A 24,169-nucleotide genomic window follows, 5' to 3' on the forward strand; every position below is an offset into this window, starting at 1 on the left:
CGCTGTTGAAGCGACCCCGGAACGAGGCCAAGAAGACAAACGGATCACACATGCTTTCTCGAACTGCCGACCATTTGTTCTGGATGGCGCGCTACATGGAGCGCGCCGAGAACACCGCCCGCATGCTGGACGTCAACTACCAGAGCTCGCTGCTGCCGCAGTCGGCCGCGGTGGCCGAGCAAGGCTGGCGCGGGCTGCTCAGCATCTCCGAGCTGACGAACGACTACAACAACCGCTACGGGGCGATCAACCCCCGGCAGGTCAAGGACTTCATGGTGCGCGACGAGCGCAACCCGTCGTCCATCCTCAGCTGCCTGCGGGCTGCGCGCGAAAACGCCCGCGCGGTGCGCGGTTCGCTGACCACCGAAGCCTGGGAGACGACCAACCAGACCTGGCTGGAGTTCAACCGCATGCTGGCGGACGGCGTGATGGCGCGCGACCCGTCTTCGGTGTTCGAGTGGGTCAAGTTCCGCTCGCACCTGTCGCGCGGCGTGACCGTGGGCACCATGCTGCAGGACGAGGCCTTCTACTTCATCCGCATCGGCTCCTTCCTGGAGCGGGCCGACAACACCGCGCGGCTGCTGGACGTGAAGTTCCATGCGGTGGAGAGCGACTTCTACGGCGCGGCCGACGAACGCGACAGCGAATACGACTTCTATCACTGGTCGGCCATCCTGCGCTCGGTCTCGGCCTTCGAGATCTACCGCAAGGTCTACCGCAACGTGATCCAGCCCGACAAGGTGGCCGAGCTGCTGATCCTGCGGCCGGACATGCCACGTTCGCTGGCGGCCTGCCTGAACGAGGTCGTCACCAACCTGAAGCTGGTGTCCAACGAACAATCGGGCGAGACGCTGCGCCGCGCCGGGCGCCTGCGCTGCGACCTGGAATTCGCCCGCATCGACGAGATCCTGTCCACCGGCCTGCATGCCTACCTGACCCAGTTCCTGGACCGCGTGGGCGACCTGGGCCTGGGCATCAGCCGCGACTTCCTGGTCTCGGCACATTGACTTTCGCGCAGGCCGGCCGGTGCCTTCGGGTGCCGGCCGGCCTGCGCACGTGAACGCGGCGGCCGCCTGGTGCGGAGCCTCGCCGGCAGACTTCGACAACCGTTCATCCTGTCGTTGACCGACGCAAAGGAAATCCCTTGTCCATCCACGTCGCGCTCAAGCACGTCACCCACTACCGGTATGACCGGCGGGTCAACCTTTCGCCGCAGGTCGTGCGCCTGCGCCCGGCGCCGCACTGCCGCACGCCCATCCTGGCCTACTCGATGAAGGTCGAGCCGGCGAGCCACTTCATCAACTGGCAGCAGGATCCGTTCGCCAACTACCTGGGCCGGCTGGTCTTCCCGGAGCCGACGACCGAGTTCAAGGTCACCGTCGACCTGGTGGCCGAGATGTCGGTCTACAACCCGTTCGACTTCTTCCTCGAACCCACCGCGCAGACCTTCCCGTTCACCTATTCGCTGGAGCTGGCGCGTGAACTGGCGCCATACCTGGTCGTGGAGCCGCCCACGCCGGCTTTCGCCAAGTTCCTGGCCAGCATAGACCGCACCGAAACCACCACCATCGACTTCCTGGTGGCGCTGAACCAGCGGCTGCAGCACGACATCTCCTACCTGATCCGCATGGAGCCCGGCGTGCAGACGCCGGAGGAAACGCTGGTCAACGGCTCCGGTTCCTGCCGCGACACCGGCTGGCTGCTGGTGCAGACCATGCGCCACCTGGGCCTGGCCGCACGCTTCGTCTCCGGCTACCTGATCCAGCTCGCGCCGGACGTGAAGGCGCTGGATGGCCCCAGCGGCACCGAAGTCGACTTCACCGACCTGCATGCCTGGTGCGAGGTCTACCTGCCTGGCGCCGGCTGGATCGGCCTGGACCCGACGTCCGGCCTGTTGGCGGGCGAAGGCCACATTCCGCTGGCCTGCACACCGCAGCCTTCCAGTGCTGCGCCGATCAGCGGTGCGGTCGACGAGTGCGAGGTCGAGTTCGGCCACGAGATGGGCATCAGCCGCGTCTGGGAGTCGCCGCGCGTCACCAAGCCCTACACCGAAGACCAGTGGGCCGAGGTGCTGCAGCTGGGCGAGCGCGTGGACCGCCAGCTCGAAGCCAGCGACGTGCGCCTGACCATGGGCGGTGAGCCGACCTTTGTCTCGGTCGACGACCGAGACGGCGCCGAATGGAACACCGACGCGCTCGGCCCGACCAAGCGCATGCTGGCGCAGGACCTGGTGAAGCGGTTGCGCGCCGAGTACGGCAAGGGCGGCTTCCTGCACTACGGCCAAGGCAAGTGGTACCCGGGCGAGCAACTGCCTCGCTGGGCGCTGTCCATCTGCTGGCGGGCGGACGGCCAGCCCTGCTGGAACGACCCCTCGCTGTTCGCCGACGAGCGGGAGCCGCATGCCTACACCAGCGCCGACGCGCGCCGCTTCATCGACGCGCTGACCACCCGCCTGGGCCTGGACACGCAGTTCGTGCAGACCGGCTACGAGGACACCTGGTACTACCTGTGGCGCGAGCGCCGCCTGCCGGTCAACGTGGATCCGTTCGAGTCCGAGCTGGAAGACGAGCTGGAGCGCCTGCGGCTGCGCCGCGTGTTCGACCAGGGCTTGGCCTACGAGGTTGGCTACGTGCTGCCGATCAAGCGAGCCGATGGGCCGAGCCTGGACGGCATCCGCTGGCAGACCGGCCCGTGGTTCTTCCGTGACGAGCGCATGTACCTGTTCCCTGGCGACTCGCCGATGGGCTACCGGCTGCCGCTGGACTCGCTGCCCTGGGTCAGCGAATCGCAGTTCCCGTTCCAGTACCCGCAAGACCCGTTTGCCCCGCGCGACGCCTTGCCCGCCAGCGTGCCGTACCGCAGCCAGTCGGTGCTGGGCAGCAAGGCCGAGGGCGGCGCCGCTGCGCGCGGCTGGCCGGTGATTGGTGGCGAGCCTGGCGGCCCGGCGCATTCGATGGGCCTGGGCATGGCGGACGGCGCTGTGCCCGAAGGCGACGAGCTGGCCGACCGCGATGGCCTGATCGACAACCCCAAGGGCCCGCTGTCCGGCCGCGACGTGCCGGGTGGCGCCGACGCGCTGGCCGCACAGGCCTTGCCCGGCCGCCACGAGTCGGCCCACTGGCTGACGCGCACGGCGCTGTGCGTGGAAGTGCGCGACCCGCGCCGCGCCAACGGGCCGAAGGCCGAGAAGGTTGGCCAGGCTTCTGGCGTCTTGTACGTCTTCATGCCGCCGCTGCAGTTGCTGGAGGACTACCTTGCGCTGGTGGCCGCGGTGGAAGCCACGGCGGCCGATCTGGGCGTGAAGATCGTGATGGAAGGCTACCCGCCGCCGCGCGACCCGCGCCTGAAGCTGCTGCAGGTCACGCCGGACCCGGGCGTGATCGAGGTCAACATCCACCCGGCGCAAAGCTGGAAGGAACTGGTCGCGCACACCGAGTTCCTCTATGACGCGGCCTGGCAGTCGCGCCTGTCGTCCGAGAAGTTCATGGTCGACGGCCGGCACACCGGCACCGGCGGCGGCAACCACTTCGTGATGGGCGGCGCCACGCCGGCCGATTCGCCGTTCCTGCGCCGGCCCGAGCTGCTGGCCTCGCTGTTGGGCTACTGGCACAACCACCCGTCATTGAGCTACCTGTTTTCGGGCCTGTTCATCGGCCCGACCAGCCAGGCCCCGCGGGTGGACGAAGCCCGCAACGACCAGCTGCGCGAGCTGGAGATTGCGCTCGGCGAGATCTTCCGCCTGACCGACGCGGCCCAGGCCGGCGGCCTGGCCGTGCCGCCGTGGACGGTGGACCGCGCGCTGCGCAATGTGCTGGTCGACGTGACCGGCAACACCCACCGCAGCGAGTTTTGCATCGACAAGCTCTATTCGCCCGATTCGGCGACAGGCCGGCTGGGCCTCTTGGAGCTGCGCGCCTTCGAGATGCCGCCGCATGCGCGCATGAGCGTGGTCCAGCAGCTGCTGCTGCGCGCGCTGGTGGCGCGCTTCTGGCAGCAGCCCTACCGCGCGCCGCTGGTGCGCTGGGGCACCGAGCTGCACGACCGTTTCCTGCTGCCGACCTTCGTGCAGATGGACTTCGACGACGTGATGGAGGACATGCAGCAGGCCGGCTACGCCTTCGACGGCGGCTGGTTTGCGCCGCACTTCGAGTTCCGCTTCCCGAAGGTCGGCGAGTTCGCTGCACGCGGCCTGCACCTGACGCTGCGCAATGCGCTGGAGCCCTGGCATGTGATGGGCGAAGAGGGCAGTGCTGGCGGCACGGTGCGCTATGTCGACTCCTCGCTGGAACGCCTGGAGCTGAAGGTCAGCGGCCTGATCGACACGCGCCACCGCATCACGGTCAACGGCGTGGCGGTGCCGCTGCAGCCCACCGGTGTGGCCGGTGAGTTCGTGGCCGGCGTGCGTTACCGTGCCTGGCTGCCGCCTTCGGCGCTGCACCCCAGCATTGGCGTGCAGGCCCCGCTGACGGTGGACGTGGTCGACACCTGGATGAACCGTTCGCTGGGTGGCTGCCAGTATTTTGTCGCCCACCCCGGCGGGCGCAACTACGACACCTTCCCGGTGAACGCCTTCGAGGCCGAGAGCCGCCGCCTGGCGCGCTTCTCGCCGATGGGCCATACCAGCGGGCCGGTGGAAGCACCCGAAGCGCAGCGCAGCCAGGAATTCCCGTTCACGCTGGACCTGCGGCGTGCCTGGCGGTGAGCAGGTGCCGGTGCAACAAGGCCGGCGTTGTGAAATCCGCCCCGTGGCGGAGGCCACCACGTGGGTGACCCTGCGCCGGGGCAGGGCATGATGTCGAGATGTCCGTGAGCTTGCTGTCTTCCTCCCCGCTCAACCCGGCCGGTTCGTCCGCGCAGCCGCAGCAATCGCTGTTGCCTGACGAACTGCCGGACGCGCTGGCCTTTGTGCAGGCCGCAGCGCAGCGCAGCGACGACGGCCATTTCGACGAACTGCATGCACAGCCCGCCGGCACGCCGGAAGCTGGCACGCCGCGGCCGGAGATCGCGCCGCTTTGGCAGCGTTTTTTCCGTGCCAACGGCTCGGCCGGCTGGCTGGACCTGGCCAACCGCGCCGCGCGCGTGCAGCGCCGGGTGCGCGAGGACGGTGCCACCTACAACGTCTACGACGACGGCCCCAGCGTGCCACGCGCCTGGCCGCTGGAGCTGCTGCCGATGCTGATCGGCCCGGAAGAGTGGGCTGGCATCGAGGCCGGTGTGCAGCAGCGTACCAAGCTGATGAATGCCGCGATGAGCGACGTCTATGGCGAGCGCCTGCTGCTGGAAGAAGGCCTGCTGCCGCCTTCGCTGGTGCTGGGCCACCCGCAATACCTGCGGCCGCTGCACGGCTGCGTGCCGCCGGGCGGCGTGCACCTGCACGTGGCGGCCTTCGACCTGGCGCGCGGCCCGGACGGCGGCTGGTGGGTGCTGGGCCAGCGCACGCAGGCGCCTTCCGGCCTGGGCTATCTGCTGGAAAACCGGCTCATCATTTCGCAGCAGTTCCCCGAGGCCTTTGGCGAGCTGAAGGTGCAGCGCCTGGCGGCTTCGTTCCAGGCCTTGCTGCATGGCGTGATGCGGCTCAGCAAGGCGGGCGAACGCGCCCGCGTGGTGCTGCTCACGCCAGGCCCGCACAACGAAACCTATTTCGAGCAGGTCTTCCTGGCGCGCTACCTGGGCATCACGCTGGTCGAAGGCGGTGACCTGACGGTGCGTGCCAACCGGCTGTACCTGAAGACGCTGCACGGCATGGAACGGGTGCACGGCGTGCTGCGCCGGGTGGACGACGAATTCCTCGACCCGCTGGAGCTGCGCTCCGACTCGGCGCTGGGCGTGCCCGGCCTGCTGCAGGCGCTGCGCGCAGGTGAAGTGGTGGTTGCGAACACGCCCGGTTCCGGCTGGCTGGAAAGCCCGGGCCTGGCAGCCTTCTGGCCAGCGGTCTGCGAGCGCCTGCTCGGCGAAGACCTGCTGCTGCCGACGACGACCACCTGGTGGTGCGGCGAAGCCTCGGTCTGGCAGCGCCACCAGGCGCGGCTGGAAGAGTTTGTCGTTGCGCCCACCTTTCCGTCCAGCGACACGACCACCGGCTTCACGCCGGTGCTGATGGCCACGCAGGCGCCCAGTGCGCGCGCCGCGCTGGCTGGCCGCATCGAGGCCGACCCGCCGGCGCACACGCTGCTGTCGCGTGCGCGGCCCTCGCAGCTGCCGGTCTGGCGCGAAGGCGCACTGGAGCCACGCACCGCGGTGCTGCGGGTGTTTGCAGTGTCCGACGGCGCGGGTGGCTGGCGCGTGATGCCCGGCGGGCTGACCCGCGTGGCGCACCGCCGCGATGGCATCCACGACCCCTGGCTGTCGATGCAGCGCGGCAGCGCCAGCGTCGACACCTGGGTGCTGACCGATGGCGCGGTCGACGCGACCACGCTGCTGCCGCCGCCGCTCAGCGTCGATGACCTGGCTGGCTGGCACCGCACGGTGACCAGCCGCTCGGCCGAAAACCTGTTCTGGCTGGGCCGCTACACCGAGCGCGCCGAGAACCTGCTGCGCCTGGCACGGCTGACGCTGGAGGCCCTGTCCGGCTCGATGCTGCATGGTGCTTCGCCGACCGTGCTGCAGGTGCTGGACGTGCTGGCGCGCCGGCATGGGCTGGTCAGCGCTGGCGTGCCGTCGCCGGCCCAGTCGCTGCGCGTGTTCGAGCGTTCGCTGGTGCATTCGCTGGGCGAGACCCGCGGCGTCACCAGCGTGGCCTTCAACCTGCAGGCGCTGCAGGGCTGCGCGCAGGCGCTGCGCGAGCGGCTGTCGCAGGAGCACTGGAAGCTGATCAACGAGGTTGGCGAAAACTTCCAGCAGCACCTGGCCTCGGTCTTCGAGTCCGGCTCGGCCGAGCCGCTGTCGGATGTGCTGGGCGTGCTGAACCGCGCCGCCACGCACCTTGCCGCGATCACCGGTGCGCAGACCGACCGCATGACGCGCGACGACGGTTGGCGGCTGCTCAGCGTGGGCCGGCAGATCGAGCGGCTGGACTTCCTGTCCCACGCGCTGGCCACCGGCTTCGAGCACGGCCTGCCCGAGCGCGACGATGGTTTTGCGCTGCTGCTGGGCCTGTTCGACTCGACCATCACCTACCGCGCCCAGTTCCAGGCCCGCCGCGAAGTGCCGCCGCTGCTGCACCTGCTTGTGCGCGACCTGGACAACCCGCGCTCGCTGGGCTGGGTGGCCCAGACCCTGCGTGGCCGCTTCCTGAAGCTGGCCCGGCACGAGGCGGGCTGGGCCGCAGAGGTCGCAGCGCCGCTGCCCACGCCGGAGGCCTGGCCGCTGGCCAAGCTGGCTGCGCGCGACGAAGACGGCAGCCACACCGCGTTGATCACCGCCTTGCGCGACTGCAGCGAGCAGGCGCTGGCGCTGTCGGACGCGGTGGGCCGCAAGATGTTCTTGCACGTCGGCGCGGTGGACCATCTGGTGTGGCAATGAGCGGTGAGACCGGTGAAGAAATGCGCTGGCTGAGCGTGCAGCACGACACCGTGTACGCCTACGACGCGCCGGTCGAGCTGGCGCATCACGTGGCCTACTTGAGTCCGCGGGCCACCGACACCCAGCTGGTGCGCGACTGGTCGCTGTCCATCGACCCGGCGCCCGATGAATGGGAAGAACTGGCCAGCGACACCGGCCCGGCGCCGGCCACCCAGATGAGCTTCGACTGCTGGGGCAACGGCCGGCTGGCCTTCAGCCATTCGCGGGTGCACGAGCGGCTGTGCGTCAGCTCGCGTTTCGAGGTGGGGCTCACGCCCACGGCAGCCCCCGATCCGGAAAACAGCCCCGCTTGGGAAGACGTGGCCGAAACGCTGCGCTACCACGCCGGCGTGGCGCATGCCGAGGCGGTCGAGTTCACCTTGCCTTCGCATTTCGCCCCGCGTTCACCGCAGCTGGCCGCCTTCGGCCGGCTGGCCTTCACGCCTGGCCGCTCGGTGATGGGCGGCGCACTGGCCTTGATGCAACTGGTCAACGAGCGCATGGCCTACCAGCCGCAAAGCACCTCGGTGAACACCCGTGCCAGCGAGGCGCTGGCGCTGTCGCGCGGCGTTTGCCAGGACTTCGCCCACGTGATGATTGGCGCCTGCCGCTCGCTGGGCCTGGCGGCCCGCTACGTCAGCGGCTACCTGTTGACGAACCCGCCAGAAGGCCAGCCGCGGCTGATCGGTGCCGATGCCTCGCATGCCTGGATGGCCATCTGGTGCCCGGAGCAGGGCTGGGTGGCGCTGGACCCGACCAACGACGTGCCGGCAGGCATGGACCACGTGACGCTGGCCTGGGGCCGGGACTATGGCGACGTGGCGCCGCTGCGCGGCGTGATCCGCGGCGGTGGCCGCGCGTTGCCACGGGTGGCCGTGACGGTGCAACCATTGGACAATGCGCTTCCGCCGGAAGAGGCTGGCTGTGGCGAGGCCGCGCCGCCTGCACGGCCTGTACCTGTCGATGCCCCATGATGCTGTTGCGCCGCCTGTTTCCCTTTTCGTCCTGCCTGTTGCCGCTCGCGATGGCGGTTTCCGCCTGTGGCGGCGGTGGCGGGGGCAGCGATGGCAGCAGCTCGACGCCTGCCGGTTCCGGCGGTTCGGGAAGCTCCGGAAACAGCGGAGCCGTGACGGTGGCGCAGCAATGGGATTTCAAAAGCGCTGCAGGCTGGCAGCTGACTGCCGAGCCCGCCAGCGCCGCCAGCACCACGCTGGGCGATGGCCTGCTGAAGATGGCCGCGGCGCTCTACATCACCGATCCCGTCACCGGCAGCGTGGCCTGCCCGAAGGCGGCGGCCGAGGTGGCGCTGACCGAGTCGCATCTGAGCGCCGGCAGCTACAAGCGTTTGGCGATCGACCTGAAGGTCAGCCGCTGGGACCTGGGCCTGGGCCAGTTCGACACCGACGTGCCGCGGCTGGAACTGGTCTATCGCGGCCAGCGCTACACCTGGAACGTGGTCGGCTTCAATGCGATGCCGGGCACCTTGCACATCGAAGGCGGCCCCAGCCTGGCCTGGACGGCGAGCTACAACGGCGTGGCCGCACTCTCCGGCGCGCCCACCGTCAGCGCGGACACCAGCGCGCCGCTGCTGCGTGTCTGGCTGGACGGCTGCTCGCAAGGCATGTCGCAGTCGATCGAGCTCACCAGCCTGGCCATCTCCGGCGCCTGAACTGGCTTCGGGCGCACGGATTGCCCGAATGCTGTGAGCCTTGGCCTCGCCTGTTGCGGGGTTTTGTCACCAATGGATACGGCTGGTGTCGGGGTTGACCCGCGGTGGGTCAGCCCAGATGGCCGCCTGAACGTTAGTCCCCGCATGCAATCCTTTTTGTCTTCGATGCGCCCGGTTGACCGGGCGAAGGGAACGCGGGGCAGCGCATGGCGCCGAGGCGCCGGTGCAGCCCTGGCGGTGTTGGCCCTCTGGATGGCTGCGGCACCGGCAGCGCAGGCGGAAGACGATCCGCCAGGCCGCGTGGGCCGCGTGGCCCAGGTGCACGGCCAGGCCTGGATGCAGGAGCAGGGCCAGCGCGAATGGTTCGACCTGCAGCGCAATCGCCCGTTCACCACCGGTGACCGCCTGACCACCGACCGCGATTCGCGGATGGAGCTGCAGATCGGCTCCACCACCGTGCGGCTGGATGAGCGCACCGACCTGCAGATCGAACGCCTGGACGATGACCGCGTGGACCTGCGGCTCTACAGCGGCAGTGCCATCTTGCGGGTGCGCGAGCCGGAGCTGATCCGCGAGGTTTCGCTGAACACCCGCGAAGGCAGCTACCTGCCACGCAGCACCGGCTTGTTCCGGGTCGACGCGGCTGACGACCAGGAGCAGGCCAGTGTGCTGTCTGGCGAATTGCAGTTCAACGGCGACAGCCGCAGCGTGGCGCTTCGCACCGGCCAGCGCGCCATCCTGAGCAACGAAGGCCGCGGCCCGCTGGCGCTGAGTTGGGGCGCCCCGGCAGACGATGACTTCGAGCGCTGGGCGCTGTATGAAGATGGCCGCGAGCCGCCACGCGCCGAGCAGCAGCGTTACCCGGTTTCGCCCGAAATGACGGGCGCCGAAGACCTGGCCGGCCAGGGCAACTGGGAAACCCACCCGGAATACGGCGCCATCTGGACGCCAACCGTGGTCCAGGCGGACTGGGCGCCTTACCGCTATGGCCGCTGGATCTGGGTCGCCCCTTGGGGTTGGACCTGGCAGGACGATGCCGCCTGGGGCTTCGCGCCGTTCCACTACGGCCGCTGGGTGAACTGGCGCGGCCGCTGGGGCTGGGCGCCGGGGCAGTATGTGCGCCGCCCGGTGTATGCGCCGGCGATGGTGGGCTGGGTCGGCGGTTCCGGCCCGGGTTGGAGCGTGTCGGTCTCGGTCGGCGGCGGTCCTGTGGTCGGCTGGGTGCCGCTGGCGCCGCGCGAAGTGTTCGTGCCGTACTACCGCTACTCGCCGCGTTACGTGCAGAACATCAACTACACCCATGTGCACTTGCCGCCGAACTACCAGCCGCCGCGCCAGACCCCCGGCGCACCGGTGATGTACACCAACCGAGGCGTGCCCGGCGGCATCACCGCCGTGCCTTCGGCGGTGATGTTCAACCGGCAACCGGTGGGCGGCGCGCAGCGTGTGCCGGACGCGGTGGTTGGCCGCGTGGTGCGTGAACCTGGCCACACCGTCGCCCTTGCGGCCCCGCCGCAGGCGCCGGCTCAGGCGATGCAGCCACCGCCTTCGGCCCGCCAGCCGAACCGGCCGGTCGTCACGCCGCTGCCGGGGGCCGGTCAGGGACGCCCATGGGCCGGGCGGCCCGTGGCGCAGCAGCCGAATGTTCAACAACTGGGTGGCCAGCCATCCGGCCAGCAACCGGTGGCCCCGCAACCGGGCGAACGTCCCGGCATGCAGCGGCCCAGCGTGCAGCCACTGCCGTCGGGCCAGCCCAATGTTCAGGCGGTGCCACCCGGCCGTCGGCCGCAGCCGCAGGACGAGGACAACCGTGTCGTCAACCGCCGCCCGGATGCGCTGAATGCCCATGGCAACTTCAACAGCGATGCCCGTGGCGACGACAAGGACGAGGACAACGGCACGTGGCGCCGGGGTGCGCAGGTGGTGAGGCCGCAGGCGCCTGCACAGCAGCCGGAGCGGGTGCAGCCGCAACAAGCGGAGCGGCCGCAGGTCCAGCGCCTGCCCCAGGCAGTGGAACGGCCGCAGCCGGTGGAACGGCCGCAGGCGCAGCAACCCCAACCGCAGGCTCGCCCACAGGTCCAGCCTGTGCCGCAGCCGCAGCAGCAGCCCCGTGCCGAGCCTGCCGAGCGGCAGGACAAGGGCCAGCCGCGTGGCCGCCCGGGCGATCCGCGTCGCGACCCCAACTGAACCGCTTCAGGCCCAATGAAAAACACCCGCTTCGGCGGGTGTTTTGTTTGGCGGCTCAGCGCAGCAGTGGCTTGAGCACGGGCCAGACGTTGTCCAGCATGCGCGGATGCGCCTCGGCCTTGGGGTGGATGCGGTCGGCCTGGAACAGTTGCTCTGCGTCGGGCCGGTCGGCAATGCCGGCCAGCAGAAAGGGCACCAGCGCGGCTTTTTGTGCCTGGGCGGTGCCACTGAACACGTCGGCGAAGTCGCGCGTATATTGCGCGCCGTAATTGGGCGGCACCTGCATGCCGATCAACAGCAGCTTCGCGCCTGCGGCCTTGCCTGCCAGTGCCATCGCGGCCAGGTTGTCCCGCGTGCTGGCCAGCGGCAGGCCGCGCAAGGCATCGTTGCCCCCCAGCTCGATCACCAGCACCTTGGGCTGGTACTGCTTGAGCAGGGCCGGCAGCCGGCTGCGGCCGCCGGCAGTGGTGTCGCCGCTGATGCTGGCATTCACCACTTCGAACGGCAGCTTCTCGGCTGCCATCCGCTGGTCCAGCAAAGCGACCCAGCCGCTGCCGCGCGCCAGGCCGTATTCCGCCGACAGGCTGTCGCCCACCACCAGCACCCGTGGTCGGCTGCCGGCAGGTGCAGCAGCACTTGCTGGGGACGCCACAGGCGTGGCCGCGAAGGCCATGCCGCTGCCGGCCGACAGCGCGGCCAGCAGCACGCTACAGTGCATCATCCGGCGTCGCAGCCCTTGCGGGCGCGGCGCGGTTCCTACCTTCTTCGCCTTCATGTCAGAACCCATCATTGCCGTTGAACAGGTCACCAAACGGGTGAGCGATGCCACCGGCACGCTGACCATTCTCCACGACATCTCCTTTGTGCTGCAGGCCAGGGAATCGGTCGCCATCGTCGGCGCCTCGGGTTCCGGCAAGAGCACCTTGCTGGCGCTGCTGGCCGGGTTGGACACACCCACCGAAGGCAGGGTCATGCTGGACGGGCAGGACCTGTTCGCGCTGGACGAGGACGCACGCGCCGCGCTGCGCGCGCAGAAGCTCGGCTTTGTGTTCCAGAGCTTCCAGTTGCTGGCCAACCGCACCGCGCTGGAAAACGTCATGCTGCCGCTGGAACTGGCTGGCCGGCGCGACGCGCGCAGCCAGGCGCAGGAGATGCTGCAGCGCGTGGGCCTGGGTGAGCGCCTGGCGCACTACCCGCGGCTGATGTCCGGCGGCGAGCAGCAGCGCGTGGCGCTGGCGCGGGCCTTCGTGGTCCAGCCCAAGGTGCTGCTGGCCGACGAGCCCACCGGCAGCCTGGATCACGCCACCGGCGAACGGGTGATGCAGCTGATGTTCGACCTGAACCGCGAGCTGGGCACGACGCTGGTGATGGTCACGCACGACCGTGCCATTGCCGCGCGCTGCGCCCGCCAGCTGCGCATCGAGGCCGGCAGGTTGATGCCCGAAACCCTGGCCGACCTGCCTGCCTGATGGCGCCCCCAGGGCCCGGCGTTTCCTTGGCTTTTGTCAGCCCTTGCCGCGCAGTTTCTGCACCAGGCTGACCCCGGCCAGCACCAGCGCACCGGCCACCAGCCCCACGCCGAGATCGGCCACCATGCCGCCAATGCCATGCAGCCAGCCGGGCAGGGCGGCGGTGACGGTCTCGATGGCGTGGTGCAGCGGCGGCGCGCCGTGCACCAGGATGCTGCCGCCGACCAGGAACATGGCCACCGTGCCGGCCAGCGCCAGGAACTTCATCAACCACGGCGCAGCGCCCAGCAACAGGCGGCCAAACGCGCGCAGCGCAGGCCGCAGGCCGCCATCGCCTTCGAGGCGGCTCAGCGCCAGGCCCGCGTCGTCCATCTTGACAATGGCCGCGACCAGGCCGTAGACGCCGATGGTCAGCACCACGGCCACCGTCACCAGCACGCCCAGCTGCGTCACCAGCGGCTTGCCGGCCACGCTGCCGAGTGTGATGGCGATGATCTCGGCCGAAAGGATGAAGTCGGTGCGGATCGCGCCGCGGATCTTGTCGCGCTCCATCGCCACCAGGTCGACCGCCGGATCCTCGACCGCCGCCAGCAGGCTGGCGTGGTGCGCCTCGTCTTCCGCTGCGTGCGCGCCGTGGGTGATGCGGTGCCACAGCTTTTCGAAGCCCTCGAAGCACAGGTAGGCGCCGCCCACCATCAGCAGCGGCGTGATCAGCGCCGGTGCCCAGGCGCTGATGGCCATTGCCGCCGGCACCAGGATGGCCTTGTTCAGCAGCGAGCCCTTGGCCACGGCCCAGACCACCGGCAACTCGCGGTCCGCCTTCACGCCTGACACCTGCTCGGCGTTCAGCGCCAAGTCATCGCCCAGCACGCCAGCGGTCTTCTTGGCCGCCACCTTGGTCATCAACGCGACGTCGTCGAGCAAGGTGGCGATGTCGTCGATCAGCGCGAGCAGGTTGGCAGCGGCCATGGATCCTGGGTTCCTTTGTTGTGGTGGTGGTCAGGCGAGCCACCGCGCGCCATGGTAGCCGGCCGCGGCGGTGCGAATACCGTCAGGGCTTGGCGCCCAGGACCGCCAATTGCGCCACCGCGTGTTCGTTTTTCGGATTCAGCACCAGGGACTGGCGGTAGGCGGCGACGGCCTGCGGCTTGGCGCCGTCGTTGGCATAGGCCTCGCCCAGGCTGTCGAAGGCGTTCCAGCTGTCCTTGTTCAGCTCGGCGGCGAGGCGGAGCAGGGCGACCGCAGCCTTGCTGTCGCCCATGCCCATCAGTTGGTAGCCCCAGGCATTGAGTTCGTCCTCAGGCAGCGAGAAGTCAGGCTCCTGTGCCTTGAAGGACTGGTAGATCTCGGACGCATGGCCGGCACCGCGGCGGGCCAGTTCGGCGGCGAAGCTGGCGCGTGTTGGCGGCGTACCCTGGCTGTGGCTGGCGTTGACCTTCAGCAGGTGCGCCGGCGCACCGCTGCTGGCGGCCGGCAGGTCCAGGAAGGCCCGGCTGGCGGTGTCGCCCTTCAGGTAGGCGTCCAGGAAGCGGCGCACATAGGTTTCCAGCCAGGCGTAGGCGCTCGACAGTTCGGCCTTGTCGTAGTCCTGGTATTGCGCGTCGGGCCGCAGGCGCTGGTCGAACATCACCGAGAAGTTGGGGTGCGTCATCGGATACAGCGTGACCCGGTAGACGTCCGCGTACTTCAATCGGTTGAGGTAGCTGGTGGCCTTGTTGCGGCCTTCCGGGAGTTCTTCGATTTCGACCGGCCTCGCGGCGACGTAGAGCAGGGGCGCGGTGTTGCGCGCCGGTGTTGCGTAGCCGGCCTGCTTGACCAGGTCCGGCCAGTAGCGCACCGAGCCGTCGAGGCTGACCAGTGCGCCAATGCGGCTGTCCTTGGCGGCGGCCAGCACATTGGCCAGCCCGCCCCAGCTGAAGCCGATCACCGCGACGCGGCTGCTGTCCGCCTGCGGCAGGCCGTGGGCGAAACCGATCAGGAAACGGATGTCGGCCACCTGGGCTTCGACGCCCTCGAGGTTGCTGGTCATCTCACGCGAGGCCTGGCCAATGCTGGGGCTGGCGATGACAAGGTAGCCCTGGCTGGCGAGGTATTCGCAGAGGTCTGCATTCTCGAACGACCATGCGCCGAAGCTGGGGGCGTAGATCACCACCGGCCACTGGCCGGCCGCAGCAGCTGCGTCCCGCACCGCGAGCATCGGCGAGGCCAGTTCGGCCTGGGCACGCGCTGGCGGCAGTGCGGCCACACGGCCTTGCACGAACTGGGCGGCCTGGGCAGCACGTTCGGCAGGCGGAAGCGAGAAGTCGTCGTCATTTGCGCCCAGGCGCAGGTAGTCGGCCACCTTCATCGCCGGGGTGGCGCCGGGCTCGGCCGGATACCAGATCAAGGTCTGGACCGGTCGCGCGCGCTCGCCGGTCACCGGTTTGCCGGTGACCAGGTCGGTGGGGCCGCGGTAGCCCCGCGAGAAGTCGTATTGTTCGACCACCCGCAGGCCCACGGCATGCGGCCCGGGCGGGTTGAGCCGTGTGAAGTTGGATTCGGCGCGGGCGGCGCAGGGCAGGCCCAGCAACAAGGCCAGGGAGAGCAGGAGAAAGCGCATGGGGCTCCGTTGAAGCTTGCCTTTCGGCGGACGAAAAAAAGGCGCCTGTCGGCGCCTTGGTTCGCTGGGTGATCAGCGTTTACTGGCTGAACTTGTAGTCAGTCTTGGCCGCTGCGCGCAGGTCTTCCTGGTACTTTTGCAGCTTGGCTTGCGACAGGCGTTGCAGCAGTTGCGGCTTGACTTCGTCGAAGGCCGGGAACTGGGCTTCGCGGGTGTCTTCCAGCTTGATGATGTGATAGCCGAACTGGGTCTTGACCGGCTCTTGCGTCATCTCGCCCTTTTTCAGGCCAGCCATGGCCTGGCCGAATTCCGGCACGTAGGCGTCAGGCTTGGCGAAGTCCAGGTCGCCGCCGTTTTCGGCAGAGCCCGGGTCCTTGGAGTTCTTCTTGGCCAGGTCTTCGAACTTGGCGCCGGCCTTGATCTCGGCGATCAGGCGCTTGGCGTCTTCTTCCTTCTCGACCAGGATGTGGCGGGCGCGGTATTCGGTGCCGCTGGACGAGGCCTTGACCTTGTCGTATTCGGCCTTGGCTTCGGCGTCGGTGACCGGGTTCTTCTTCTGGAAGTCGGCAAACAGCTCGCGGATCAGCACGGTCTGGCGCAGCAGTTCGAGCTGGGCCTTGTAGTCGGCCGTCGCCGGGATGCCCTTCTTCTCGGCTTCCTGGGCGAAGATTTCGCGCAGCACGACTTCGTCTTTGGCTCGGGCTTCCATTTCAGGGGCAACCGGTTGGCCATTGCGGCTGGCCTGTTGCATCAGCATGCTCACACGCGCCTTCGGAACAGGCTTGCCATTCACGATGGCAATGTTCTGGGCGTATGCGCCCATCGGCAGGATCACGGCCATGGCCGCCAGCAAGACAGTGGACTTCAAGTTCATGCGTGTCGCCTTTCGGGGGACTCGATTTTGTCGATGAGATGAAAAAGGAAGGCGCGAGGCAGATATACCCACGCAGCCGCGATCACAGGAGATATTGGGTTCAGGCCAGATTCGGCGATGAAGACAAGACCTTCATTTGAAGGACCTGATTTGACGCGGATGGGTGATGGGTGGATTCGCGGTTCGCGGTCAGACTTCGCCCGGAGCGCGTGCGTCCAGTGCCAAGGCATGGATGCCCCGGCTCATCAGAGGGCCCAAAGCATCATACACGAGGCGATGCCGTGCAATTCGTGACAGTCCGGTGAAGCTTTCGCTGACCACGCGGACCGAAAAATGGCTGCCTTCACGGGCGCCGGCATGGCCGGCATGTGAGGCGCTGTCGTCTTGCACGACGAGCGCGCTGGGCTGCAGCGCGGCCTGCAACACCGCTTCGAGTGCGGCGGCTGTGGCATGGGTGGGAAGAGCGTTCGTCATGGAGATTTCTCAGCCTTCAACGGCCGCTGCCAGGACCGGGTGCCGGCGTGGAAGCTTCGCCTTCTTCGGGCATGTATTTGCTGACGTAAAGGCCTTGGCCCAGGATGAACAGCAGCATCAATCCGGTGCCGCCAAACAGTTTGAAACTGACCCAGGTTTCTGTCGTGAAGCTGTACGCGACCCAGAGATTCAGCAAACCCATCATGCCAAAGAAGCCGACCCAGGCGAAATTCAGGCGTTGCCAGATGGCGTCCGGCAAAACCAGTTGATCGCCCATGGTGCTGCGAAGCAGGTTCTTGCGAAACAGCACCTGGCTGATCCACAGCGTCAGCCCGAAAGCCCAGTAAAGGCCGCTGGGCTTCCACTTGATGAAGGTTTCGTTGTGCAGCCACACCGTCAGGCCGCCCAGCACCGTGACCAGCGTCAGGCTGATCCACAGCATCAGGTCGACCTTTCGGCCGCGCAGCTTGAGGTACACGACCTGGCACAGCGTGGCGGCGATGGTGACCAGCGTGGCCAGCATCACCGGCCCTTCGCTGGCCGCGACCACACCGCCCGAGACCAGCGCGCCGAAATGCTGGGTGGCGAATTCGCCGGCCCATTCCTTGTGCGATTCGGTGGCGCGGAAGGTCAGGAAAAAGAGGATGACGGGCAGCAGGTCGAACAGCAGTTTCATGTCAGGGCGCTTTACGGTTTCGGCGCGAAGTCTATCGCTGCCGAATTGATGCAGAAGCGCTCGCCGGTCGGCTCAGGCCCGTCTTCGAACACATGGCCCAGGTGCGAGCCGCATTTCGCACAGCGCACTTCGACCCGCGTCATGCCGTGCGTGGTGTCCACCAGGCGCTCGATCTTGCCGTCGTCAATCGCCTGCCAGTAGCTGGGCCAGCCGCAGCCTGCGTCGAACTTGCTGTCCGAGCTGAACAGCGGCTCGTCGCAGCCGATGCAGCGGTAGGTGCCACCTTCGAAGTGGTCCCAGTATTTGCCGGTGAAGGCGCGTTCGGTGGCAGCGTGGCGGGCAATCGCGTATTCGGTCGGGTCCAGCTCTTCGCGCCATTGCGCATCGGTCTTGCGCACGGGGTAGCGCGGGTCGTCGTGGTCGTGGCTCTCAGGGAAACGACGGGCCGTTCCCGAGTTTTCCTGACCCCCTTGGGGGGCCTGACGCGAAGCGGTAGGTTTGGGGGTGCTCATGAGGAACAGGAAACTTCCAGGTGATGGGCCCAGTCGGGCGGGAAGCCGGCGTCGGCATCGTGTTCAGGCTGTTCGTCGAACGGGCGCGACAAAACTTTCAGCAGGCGCTGCACTTCGCTGAAGTCGCCACCTTCGGCCTGCCGGATGGCCTGCTCGGCCAGGTGGTTGCGCAGCACGTACTTGGGGTTGGCCTGGCGCATGCGCAAGGCCCGCGCAGTGTCGTCGCTCATTTCCTGGCGCAGGCGCTGGGTGTAGCCGGCCGCCCAGGCGTCGAAAGCCTCGCGGTCAACGAAAAGGTCGCGCACCGCGTCGTTGCGGGCATCGGGTGCGGTGCTGAAGTCGCACAGCCGGCGCCAGGCGATGGTGTGGTCGGCGCGCTGCGCGGCCATCAGCCGCAGCAGTCCGTCAGCCAGCGCGCCGTCGCCGGCCTGGGTGTCCTGCAGGCCCAGCTTGGCCAGCATCAGCGAGGTCATGGCCTCGCTGAACGCGGGGCCATAAGGTTCCAGCTCGGCGCGCAGCAGTTCTGCATCTGCCTCTTCGCCCTTGCCAGTGCCCACCAGCGGCAGCAGCGCCTGGGCGAGGGCATGCAGGTTCCACCAGGCGACCTGTGGCTGGCGCGCGAAGGCATAGCGGCCGCGGTCGTCCGAGTGGTTGCAGATGTGGTTGGGGTCGAACGCGTCCAGGAAGCCAAACGGGCCGTAGTCGATGGTCAGGCCCAGGATGGACATGTTGTCGGTGTTCATCACGCCGTGCGCGAAGCCGACCGACTGCCACTGCGCCAGCAGGCGGGCGGTGCGCCGGGTCACCTCGCCGAGCAGGGCCAGCACCGGCTGCTGCGCCTCGGCGCATTGCGGGTAATGATGGGCGATCACGAAGTCCACCAGCTGGCGCAGCCGCTCGGGCTGGCCATGGTGCGCAAAGTGCTCGAAGTGGCCGAAGCGGATGAAGCTGGGCGCGACGCGCGTGACGACTGCCGCCGTCTCCACGCGTTCGCGTCGCACCGGCAGCGCCGAGCCGGTGAGGCACAGCGCGCGGGTGGTCGGAATGCCCAGGTGGTGCATGGCTTCGGAGCAGAGGAATTCGCGGACCGAGGAGCGCAGCACCGCGCGGCCGTCGCCCATGCGCGAGTAAGGCGTGAGCCCGGCGCCCTTGAGCTGCAACTCCATCGGACCGGCAGGCGTGTCCAGCTCGCCCAGCAGCAGCGCGCGGCCATCGCCCAACTGGCCGGCCCAGACGCCGAACTGGTGGCCGCTGTAGACGCTGGCCAGCGGCGCCATGCCGGGCCAGGCAGCGTTGCCGCTGAAGACGGCCAGCGCGTCGCCAGCCTGTTGCCACCAGTCCTCGGGCCAGCCGAGCAAGCGGGCGCAATCGTCGCTGGTGGCCACCCAGTGAGGGTCGGGCAGGCCTCGGGCCGGCAGCGCGGTGCCGAAGCCGGCGCCCAGGCTGGCAAAGCGGTTCGACCAGGCGGCGGGCGGAGGGGGCAGGGCGGCTTGCGGGGCAACTTCTGGGGCAGACATGCCGGCAGTGTAGGCAGGCCCGACTGTCGCCTTGGCGACGAGGGGCATTCGGGTTTCATCTGAGGCCACGCAAGGCCTCTCGCGCTGCTGCGTGCCTATCATCGAACGAGCTTGTTTTGACACCTTGCAGGAGACACCGATGAGCGCCTTGATGGGCCAGATGATGACCACGCCGCTGATGATTGGTTCCGTGTTGCGCCATGCGGCCCGGCACGCCGGCGAGGTGGAGGTGGTGTCCAAGCGGGTCGAAGGCGACGTGCACCGGACCAACTGGGCGGGCATCGAACTCCGTGCGCGCAAGCTGGCGCAGGCCCTCGCGCGGCTGGACTGCGAGCCGGGCGACCGCATCGGCACGCTGGCCTGGAACGGCTACCGGCACCTGGAGATCTACTACGGCAGCTCAGGCTCGCAGCTGGTCTGCCACACCATCAACCCGCGCCTGTTTCCCGAGCAAATCGCCTGGATCACCAACGACGCAGCCGACCGTGTGCTGTGCTTCGACCTGAACTTCCTGCCGCTGGTCGAGAAGCTGGCGCCGGAGCTGAAGTCGGTGAAGCACTTCGTGCTGATGACGGACCGCGCGCACATGCCGGCCGCCAGCAGCATTGCCGGCCTGCTGTGCTACGAGGAGATCGTCGACGCAGAAGACGGGGCCTACCGCTGGCCTGACTTCGACGAGAACACGGCTTCGAGCATCTGCTACACCTCGGGTACCACCGGCCACCCGAAGGGCGCCGTCTACAGCCACCGCTCGACGCTGCTGCACGCCTACGCCGCAGCCATGCCGGACGCGATGAACTGCTCCACACGCGACGTGATCCTGCCGGTGGTGCCGATGTTCCACGTCAACGCCTGGGGCATCCCGTACACCGCGGCCATGGTCGGCGCCAAGCTGGTGATGCCAGGGCCGCACCTGGACGGCAAGTCGCTCTACGAGCTGTTCGAAAACGAAAAAGTGACCTTTTCTGCCGGCGTGCCCACCGTCTGGCTGGGCCTCTTGACCTACATGAAGGCCAACGACCTGAAGTTCAGCAGCTTCAAGCGCACGGTGATCGGCGGTTCGGCCTGTCCGCCGGCGATGATGAAGACGCTGCAGGACGACTTCCAAGTCGAGGTCATCCACGCCTGGGGCATGACCGAGATGTCGCCGCTGGGCACGCTGTCCAAGCTGATGTCCAAGCACGATGACCTGCCGGCCGAGGCCAGGCAGAAGCTGCTGCAGACGCAGGGGCGCGTGATCTACGGCGTGGACATGGCCATCATCGACGACGACGGCCGAAGCTTGCCGTGGGACGGCGAGGCCGCGGGCAACCTGGTGGTGCGCGGCAACTGGGTCATTGCGAGCTACTTCGGACAGAAGGACGCGCCATCGCCGCTGGTCAGCGTGGACGGTGAGCCGGGCTGGTTCCCCACCGGCGACGTGGCCGCGATTCACCCCGATGGCTACATGCAGATCACCGACCGCAGCAAGGACGTGATCAAGTCCGGCGGCGAATGGATCAGCTCCATCGAGCTGGAAAACATCGCGATGGCGCACCCCGCCGTGCACGAGGCCGCGGTCATCGCCTGCAAGCACCCCAAGTGGGACGAGCGGCCGCTGCTGGTGGTGGTGCCCAAGCCCGGCATGTCGCCAACGCGCGAGGACCTGCTGGGCTTCTTCGAAGGCCGCATCGCCAAGTGGCAGATCCCGGACGACGTGGCCATCGTCGCCGAGTTGCCGCACACGGCCACCGGCAAGCTGCAGAAGCTCAAGCTGCGCGAGCAGTTCAAGGCCCATCAGCTGCCAACGGCCTGAGCCTGCGCCGCTCAAGGACGGTTCAACAGCCGCTCCGGCGAAGTGGCGTCTTCGCCCAACTCTGCCTTCACGCGCCGCTCGATCTCCTGCATGAGCTTGAGCAGGTCCTGCTGCGGGTTCAGCCGGAAAGCGGTTCCCGCGGCCTGCTCTGGAAACAGCTGGCTCAGGACCTCGCGCAGCTCAGGCGCGGTGGACAAGATGCGCACCTCCGCACGGAAGGGCGCGGGGTCCGGCTCGTCGGCATTGGATGGGGCGGAAGCGGCTGACGCCGGCGCCGCCGCTTCGGCGGCCTGGTCGGCCGGGTTGGCCGCTGGTGCAGCAAACACCAGCTCCGCGCTGCTGAAGACGCGCGGCGGCCTGCTGGCGCATGCTGCGACACCGGGCACGCTCCAGGGCTTGATCGTGGGGCTGTCTAGCCCCATCGCCACGTCGCGGCCGGTGATGAAGTCATTGTTCGGCCAACCGCTGTTGCCACGCCACCAGCGGTTGCGGACGCGGGTGAAGGCCTGGCGTGTCACCGCGACCGGCTGCGCGCCGTAGCGCTCTGGCAAAGCCTTCAGTTCCTGGTCCACCGCAACGGCGTAGGCCACGTCGGTGCGGGCCACGGCGCGAGCGCCGATTTCGATGCCCACCACGTGCGAAAGCGTGTCCTCATAGGTGAAGGCGGAGATCTTTTCCGGTGCAAGAAAGGTGCTGCGATAGTCGAACCAGGTCAGCACCTCGTGCCAGGTCATCATCAGGAAGGCCAGGCGTCGGGCCAATGCGTCCAGTGCAGGCCACGGCGGTGGCGTGCCTTGCGCCTCGGTCGAATGCTGCAGGACGATGCGCAACTGCATGCCACGGTCCGCGCTGGGAATGGTGAGCCGGGTCGTCTCGCTCTTCCTGGACCAGGCGGCGCCCAGCCGGGCATGCAGGTAGGCCATCCAGTCGGCGGATTGGCGCACGTGGTCGATGTCCAGGAAGCCTGCAGCGCAGGTGTAGACCAGCCCGCCTTTCTCGCCGCGGTGGTCGCGGTAACCGTGTTGGCCGGTGAAGCCGATGTCGAAGAACATGTTGTCCACGCCGGGCAGCGTGTGCAATGCCGGGATGGTGCCCAAGCGCACACCGGGGGCGAAAACCGCTTCCTGCGCGTCCAGCGCGGCCGCGCCGCCATTGCCAGCACACAGTGCCAGCGCACAAGCTGCCGCAGCGAACTGCAGACGAAGGCCTTGCCGGCGTTCGGCGCACAGGGGTTTCGACATGGTTCACCTCCCTGATTTTTCCTGGGGCTGACCCCGGCGAATCGTAGGCCGCACCGGCTCCGTGTGCTGTAGGCGCGCGCCTGGAGCAATGACGTGGATGGGGTTTTGCGCCGCGTTCAGCCTCGCCTTGCGGGCGGGTGCATGGCGTTTTCCCGCGGCTTTGTCCCGGGGGCGACAGGCTTTAGTGGTAGTCCCTGAAGCCCCGTGCAGGTGCTTCCGCTACCGTTGACTGGCTTCAGTGCAGCGCATCAAACACAACAGGAGACGGCCCGATGAAGATCAGCTACCAATGGCTTGGCATGGTGGCCACGGCCTCGCTGGCGATGACCGCCGGCATGGCCCACGCCCAGAAGGGCGAGACCGTCAAGGTCGCGTGGATCGACCCCTTGAGCGGGCTGATGGCCCCGGTCGGCCAGAACCAGGTCAAGAGCTTCCAGTTCATTGCGGAGCAGTTCAACAAGGGCAACGCCGCGGGCGTGAAGTTCGAGATCATCCCGATCGACAACAAGCTCAGCCCGGCCGAGTCGCTGAACGCACTGAAGTCGGCCATCGACCAGGGCGTGCGCTACGTGACCCAGGGCAATGGCTCCAGCGCCGCACTGGCGCTGATCGATGCCATCAACAAGCACAACGAGCGCAACCCGGGCAAGGAAGTCATCTACCTGAATCACTCGGCGGTGGACCCCGACCTGACCAACAGCAAGTGCAGCTACTGGCACTTCCGGCTGGACGCCGACACCTCGATGAAGATGGAGGCACTGACCACCTTCATGAAGGACCAGAAGGACATCCAGAAGGTCTACCTGATCAACCAGAACTACTCGCATGGCCAGCAGGTGGCCAAGTATTTCAAGGACGCGCTGACGCGCAAGCGACCGGACGTGCAGGTGGTCGGTGAGGACCTGCACCCGTTGGCCCAGGTGCGCGATTTCGCGCCATACATCGCGAAGATCAAGGCCTCCGGCGCCGACACCGTGGTGACCGGCAACTGGGGCTCGGACCTCACGCTGCTGGTCAAGGCCGCCAACGACGCCGGGCTGAACGTCAAGTTCTACACCTACTACGCCGGCGTGACGGGCACGCCCACCGCGCTTGGCGCCGCGGCTGCAGGCCGGGTGTTCCAGGTCGCCTACGCCACCTCCAACATGGGTGGCGCGACCGCCAAGCTGATGGCGGACTTCAAGGCCAAGTTCAACGACGACTGGTACACGGGCTCCAGCTACCACCTGTTCGCGCTGCTGAGCGACGCGATGGCCAAGGCCAAGTCCACTGACCCGGTGAAAGTCGCGGTGGCGATGGAAGGCCTGAAGTTCAAGAGCTTCAATGGCGACGTGGAGATGCGCAAGACCGATCACCAGTTGCAGCAGCCCTTGTTCATCTCGGTCTGGCAGAAGACCGATGCGAAGAACAACTACAGCGTCGAGAACACCGGCTACACCTTTGCCGAGGTCAAGGCCTACGACTCGTACATCTCCAGCACGCCCACTTCGTGCCAGATGAAGCGCCCGTGAGAGCGCCGCGTGCCTGAACCGGGCCCGCCGGACGCTGCTCCGCCGGGCCCTTTTTGTCGACCTTTCTACGTCACCGGAATCACCTGCTGTGGACCAGATCCTGATCAACCTGCTGAACGGCTTCAGTTCCGGGCTGTTGCTGTTC

The 24,169-nt window shown here is 67.9% G+C and carries 18 protein-coding genes; 9 read left to right on the forward strand and 9 right to left on the reverse strand.

The features are described 5' to 3' along the window. Positions 1-50: 50 nt before the first annotated feature. The 6 genes from ACAH41_RS01275 (at position 51) to ACAH41_RS01300 (ending at position 11,356) form a co-directional block, all read left to right on the forward strand. Positions 51-1,007 carry an alpha-E domain-containing protein gene (locus tag ACAH41_RS01275; protein WP_325651760.1) on the forward strand — a complete coding sequence of 319 codons (957 nt, stop codon included), beginning with the start codon at positions 51-53 and terminating at the stop codon, positions 1,005-1,007. 137 nt (positions 1,008-1,144) lie between these two features. Beyond that, positions 1,145-4,702 carry a transglutaminase family protein gene (locus tag ACAH41_RS01280; RefSeq protein ID WP_325651758.1) on the forward strand — a complete coding sequence of 1,186 codons (3,558 nt, stop codon included), beginning with the start codon at positions 1,145-1,147 and terminating at the stop codon, positions 4,700-4,702. 98 nt (positions 4,703-4,800) lie between these two features. Next, positions 4,801-7,461: a circularly permuted type 2 ATP-grasp protein gene (locus tag ACAH41_RS01285; RefSeq protein WP_325651756.1), complete on the forward strand. Its 2,661-nt coding sequence runs from the start codon at positions 4,801-4,803 to the stop codon at positions 7,459-7,461. Next, a complete protein-coding gene (locus tag ACAH41_RS01290) occupies positions 7,458-8,474 on the forward strand; it encodes a transglutaminase family protein (protein ID WP_325651754.1) in 1,017 nt (338 codons plus the stop codon). The genes ACAH41_RS01285 and ACAH41_RS01290 overlap by 4 nt, the downstream gene beginning before the upstream one ends. 158 nt (positions 8,475-8,632) lie before the next feature. Beyond that, the gene (locus tag ACAH41_RS01295; protein ID WP_325651753.1) at positions 8,633-9,169 is read left to right on the forward strand and encodes a hypothetical protein; all 537 of its coding nucleotides are present in this window, start codon (positions 8,633-8,635) and stop codon (positions 9,167-9,169) included. Between the two features lie 237 nt (positions 9,170-9,406). Then, entirely contained in the window at positions 9,407-11,356 is a 1,950-nt protein-coding gene (locus ACAH41_RS01300) for a DUF6600 domain-containing protein (RefSeq protein WP_325651752.1), read from the forward strand. A gap of 55 nt (positions 11,357-11,411) precedes the next feature. Here the strand turns inward: ACAH41_RS01300 and ACAH41_RS01305 are convergent, their stop codons facing one another. Continuing rightward, positions 11,412-12,074 carry an arylesterase gene (locus ACAH41_RS01305; RefSeq protein ID WP_370538129.1) on the reverse strand — a complete coding sequence of 221 codons (663 nt, stop codon included), beginning with the start codon at positions 12,072-12,074 and terminating at the stop codon, positions 11,412-11,414. 55 nt (positions 12,075-12,129) lie between these two features. On the opposite strand from ACAH41_RS01305, the gene ACAH41_RS01310 reads away from it, so the two are divergent. Then, positions 12,130-12,825 carry an ABC transporter ATP-binding protein gene (locus ACAH41_RS01310; RefSeq protein ID WP_325651751.1) on the forward strand — a complete coding sequence of 232 codons (696 nt, stop codon included), beginning with the start codon at positions 12,130-12,132 and terminating at the stop codon, positions 12,823-12,825. A 36-nt stretch (positions 12,826-12,861) separates the two neighbouring features. Here ACAH41_RS01310 and ACAH41_RS01315 read toward each other — a convergent pair whose 3' ends face one another. The 7 genes from ACAH41_RS01315 to ACAH41_RS01345 form a co-directional block, all read right to left on the reverse strand. Beyond that, entirely contained in the window at positions 12,862-13,794 is a 933-nt protein-coding gene (locus ACAH41_RS01315) for a DUF808 domain-containing protein (protein WP_325651750.1), read from the reverse strand. A gap of 82 nt (positions 13,795-13,876) precedes the next feature. Continuing rightward, on the reverse strand, positions 13,877-15,424 hold the full coding sequence (locus tag ACAH41_RS01320) for a dienelactone hydrolase family protein (protein ID WP_325651748.1): 1,548 nt from the start codon (positions 15,422-15,424) through the stop codon (positions 13,877-13,879). A 79-nt stretch (positions 15,425-15,503) separates the two neighbouring features. Beyond that, entirely contained in the window at positions 15,504-16,298 is a 795-nt protein-coding gene (locus tag ACAH41_RS01325; RefSeq protein WP_370538124.1) for a peptidylprolyl isomerase, read from the reverse strand. A 189-nt stretch (positions 16,299-16,487) separates the two neighbouring features. Next, positions 16,488-16,772, reverse strand: a complete 285-nt coding sequence (locus ACAH41_RS01330) for a BolA family transcriptional regulator (RefSeq protein ID WP_141284276.1) — start codon at positions 16,770-16,772, stop codon at positions 16,488-16,490. 16 nt (positions 16,773-16,788) lie between these two features. Next, positions 16,789-17,448, reverse strand: a complete 660-nt coding sequence (locus ACAH41_RS01335; RefSeq protein WP_325651747.1) for a septation protein A — start codon at positions 17,446-17,448, stop codon at positions 16,789-16,791. Between the two features lie 11 nt (positions 17,449-17,459). After that, positions 17,460-17,960 carry a peptide-methionine (R)-S-oxide reductase MsrB gene (gene msrB, locus ACAH41_RS01340; protein ID WP_325651745.1) on the reverse strand — a complete coding sequence of 167 codons (501 nt, stop codon included), beginning with the start codon at positions 17,958-17,960 and terminating at the stop codon, positions 17,460-17,462. Next, positions 17,957-19,477: a protein adenylyltransferase SelO family protein gene (locus ACAH41_RS01345; RefSeq protein ID WP_325651743.1), complete on the reverse strand. Its 1,521-nt coding sequence runs from the start codon at positions 19,475-19,477 to the stop codon at positions 17,957-17,959. Before ACAH41_RS01345 ends, msrB begins: the two co-directional genes overlap by 4 nt. Positions 19,478-19,616: 139 nt before the next feature. Here ACAH41_RS01345 and ACAH41_RS01350 point away from each other — a divergent pair, with 139 nt between their 5' ends. Further along, positions 19,617-21,272 carry a 3-(methylthio)propionyl-CoA ligase gene (locus ACAH41_RS01350; protein ID WP_325651741.1) on the forward strand — a complete coding sequence of 552 codons (1,656 nt, stop codon included), beginning with the start codon at positions 19,617-19,619 and terminating at the stop codon, positions 21,270-21,272. A gap of 11 nt (positions 21,273-21,283) precedes the next feature. Here ACAH41_RS01350 and ACAH41_RS01355 read toward each other — a convergent pair whose 3' ends face one another. Beyond that, positions 21,284-22,513 carry a DUF4056 domain-containing protein gene (locus ACAH41_RS01355; protein WP_325651739.1) on the reverse strand — a complete coding sequence of 410 codons (1,230 nt, stop codon included), beginning with the start codon at positions 22,511-22,513 and terminating at the stop codon, positions 21,284-21,286. Positions 22,514-22,785: 272 nt separating this feature from the next. On the opposite strand from ACAH41_RS01355, the gene ACAH41_RS01360 reads away from it, so the two are divergent. After that, the gene (locus ACAH41_RS01360) at positions 22,786-24,024 is read left to right on the forward strand and encodes a branched-chain amino acid ABC transporter substrate-binding protein (RefSeq protein ID WP_325651737.1); all 1,239 of its coding nucleotides are present in this window, start codon (positions 22,786-22,788) and stop codon (positions 24,022-24,024) included. The last annotated feature ends 145 nt before the right edge of the window (positions 24,025-24,169 follow it).

Origin of the sequence: Ideonella sp. (assembly GCF_041287625.1) — a bacterium.
Lineage (GTDB): Bacteria > Pseudomonadota > Gammaproteobacteria > Burkholderiales > Burkholderiaceae_C > Ideonella.

Coding starts and splice junctions, on each gene's coding strand:
- ACAH41_RS01305 (WP_370538129.1), bottom strand. CDS start 12,074: ATGCACTGTAGCGTGCTGCTGGCCGCGCTGTCGGCCGGCAGCGGCATG.
- ACAH41_RS01335 (WP_325651747.1), bottom strand. CDS start 17,448: ATGAAACTGCTGTTCGACCTGCTGCCCGTCATCCTCTTTTTCCTGACC.
- ACAH41_RS01315 (WP_325651750.1), bottom strand. CDS start 13,794: ATGGCCGCTGCCAACCTGCTCGCGCTGATCGACGACATCGCCACCTTG.
- ACAH41_RS01330 (WP_141284276.1), bottom strand. CDS start 16,772: ATGACGAACGCTCTTCCCACCCATGCCACAGCCGCCGCACTCGAAGCG.
- ACAH41_RS01290 (WP_325651754.1), top strand. CDS start 7,458: ATGAGCGGTGAGACCGGTGAAGAAATGCGCTGGCTGAGCGTGCAGCAC.
- ACAH41_RS01275 (WP_325651760.1), top strand. CDS start 51: ATGCTTTCTCGAACTGCCGACCATTTGTTCTGGATGGCGCGCTACATG.
- ACAH41_RS01325 (WP_370538124.1), bottom strand. CDS start 16,298: ATGAACTTGAAGTCCACTGTCTTGCTGGCGGCCATGGCCGTGATCCTG.
- ACAH41_RS01350 (WP_325651741.1), top strand. CDS start 19,617: ATGAGCGCCTTGATGGGCCAGATGATGACCACGCCGCTGATGATTGGT.
- ACAH41_RS01310 (WP_325651751.1), top strand. CDS start 12,130: ATGTCAGAACCCATCATTGCCGTTGAACAGGTCACCAAACGGGTGAGC.
- ACAH41_RS01355 (WP_325651739.1), bottom strand. CDS start 22,513: ATGTCGAAACCCCTGTGCGCCGAACGCCGGCAAGGCCTTCGTCTGCAG.
- ACAH41_RS01285 (WP_325651756.1), top strand. CDS start 4,801: ATGTCCGTGAGCTTGCTGTCTTCCTCCCCGCTCAACCCGGCCGGTTCG.
- ACAH41_RS01360 (WP_325651737.1), top strand. CDS start 22,786: ATGAAGATCAGCTACCAATGGCTTGGCATGGTGGCCACGGCCTCGCTG.
- ACAH41_RS01320 (WP_325651748.1), bottom strand. CDS start 15,424: ATGCGCTTTCTCCTGCTCTCCCTGGCCTTGTTGCTGGGCCTGCCCTGC.
- ACAH41_RS01345 (WP_325651743.1), bottom strand. CDS start 19,477: ATGTCTGCCCCAGAAGTTGCCCCGCAAGCCGCCCTGCCCCCTCCGCCC.
- msrB (WP_325651745.1), bottom strand. CDS start 17,960: ATGAGCACCCCCAAACCTACCGCTTCGCGTCAGGCCCCCCAAGGGGGT.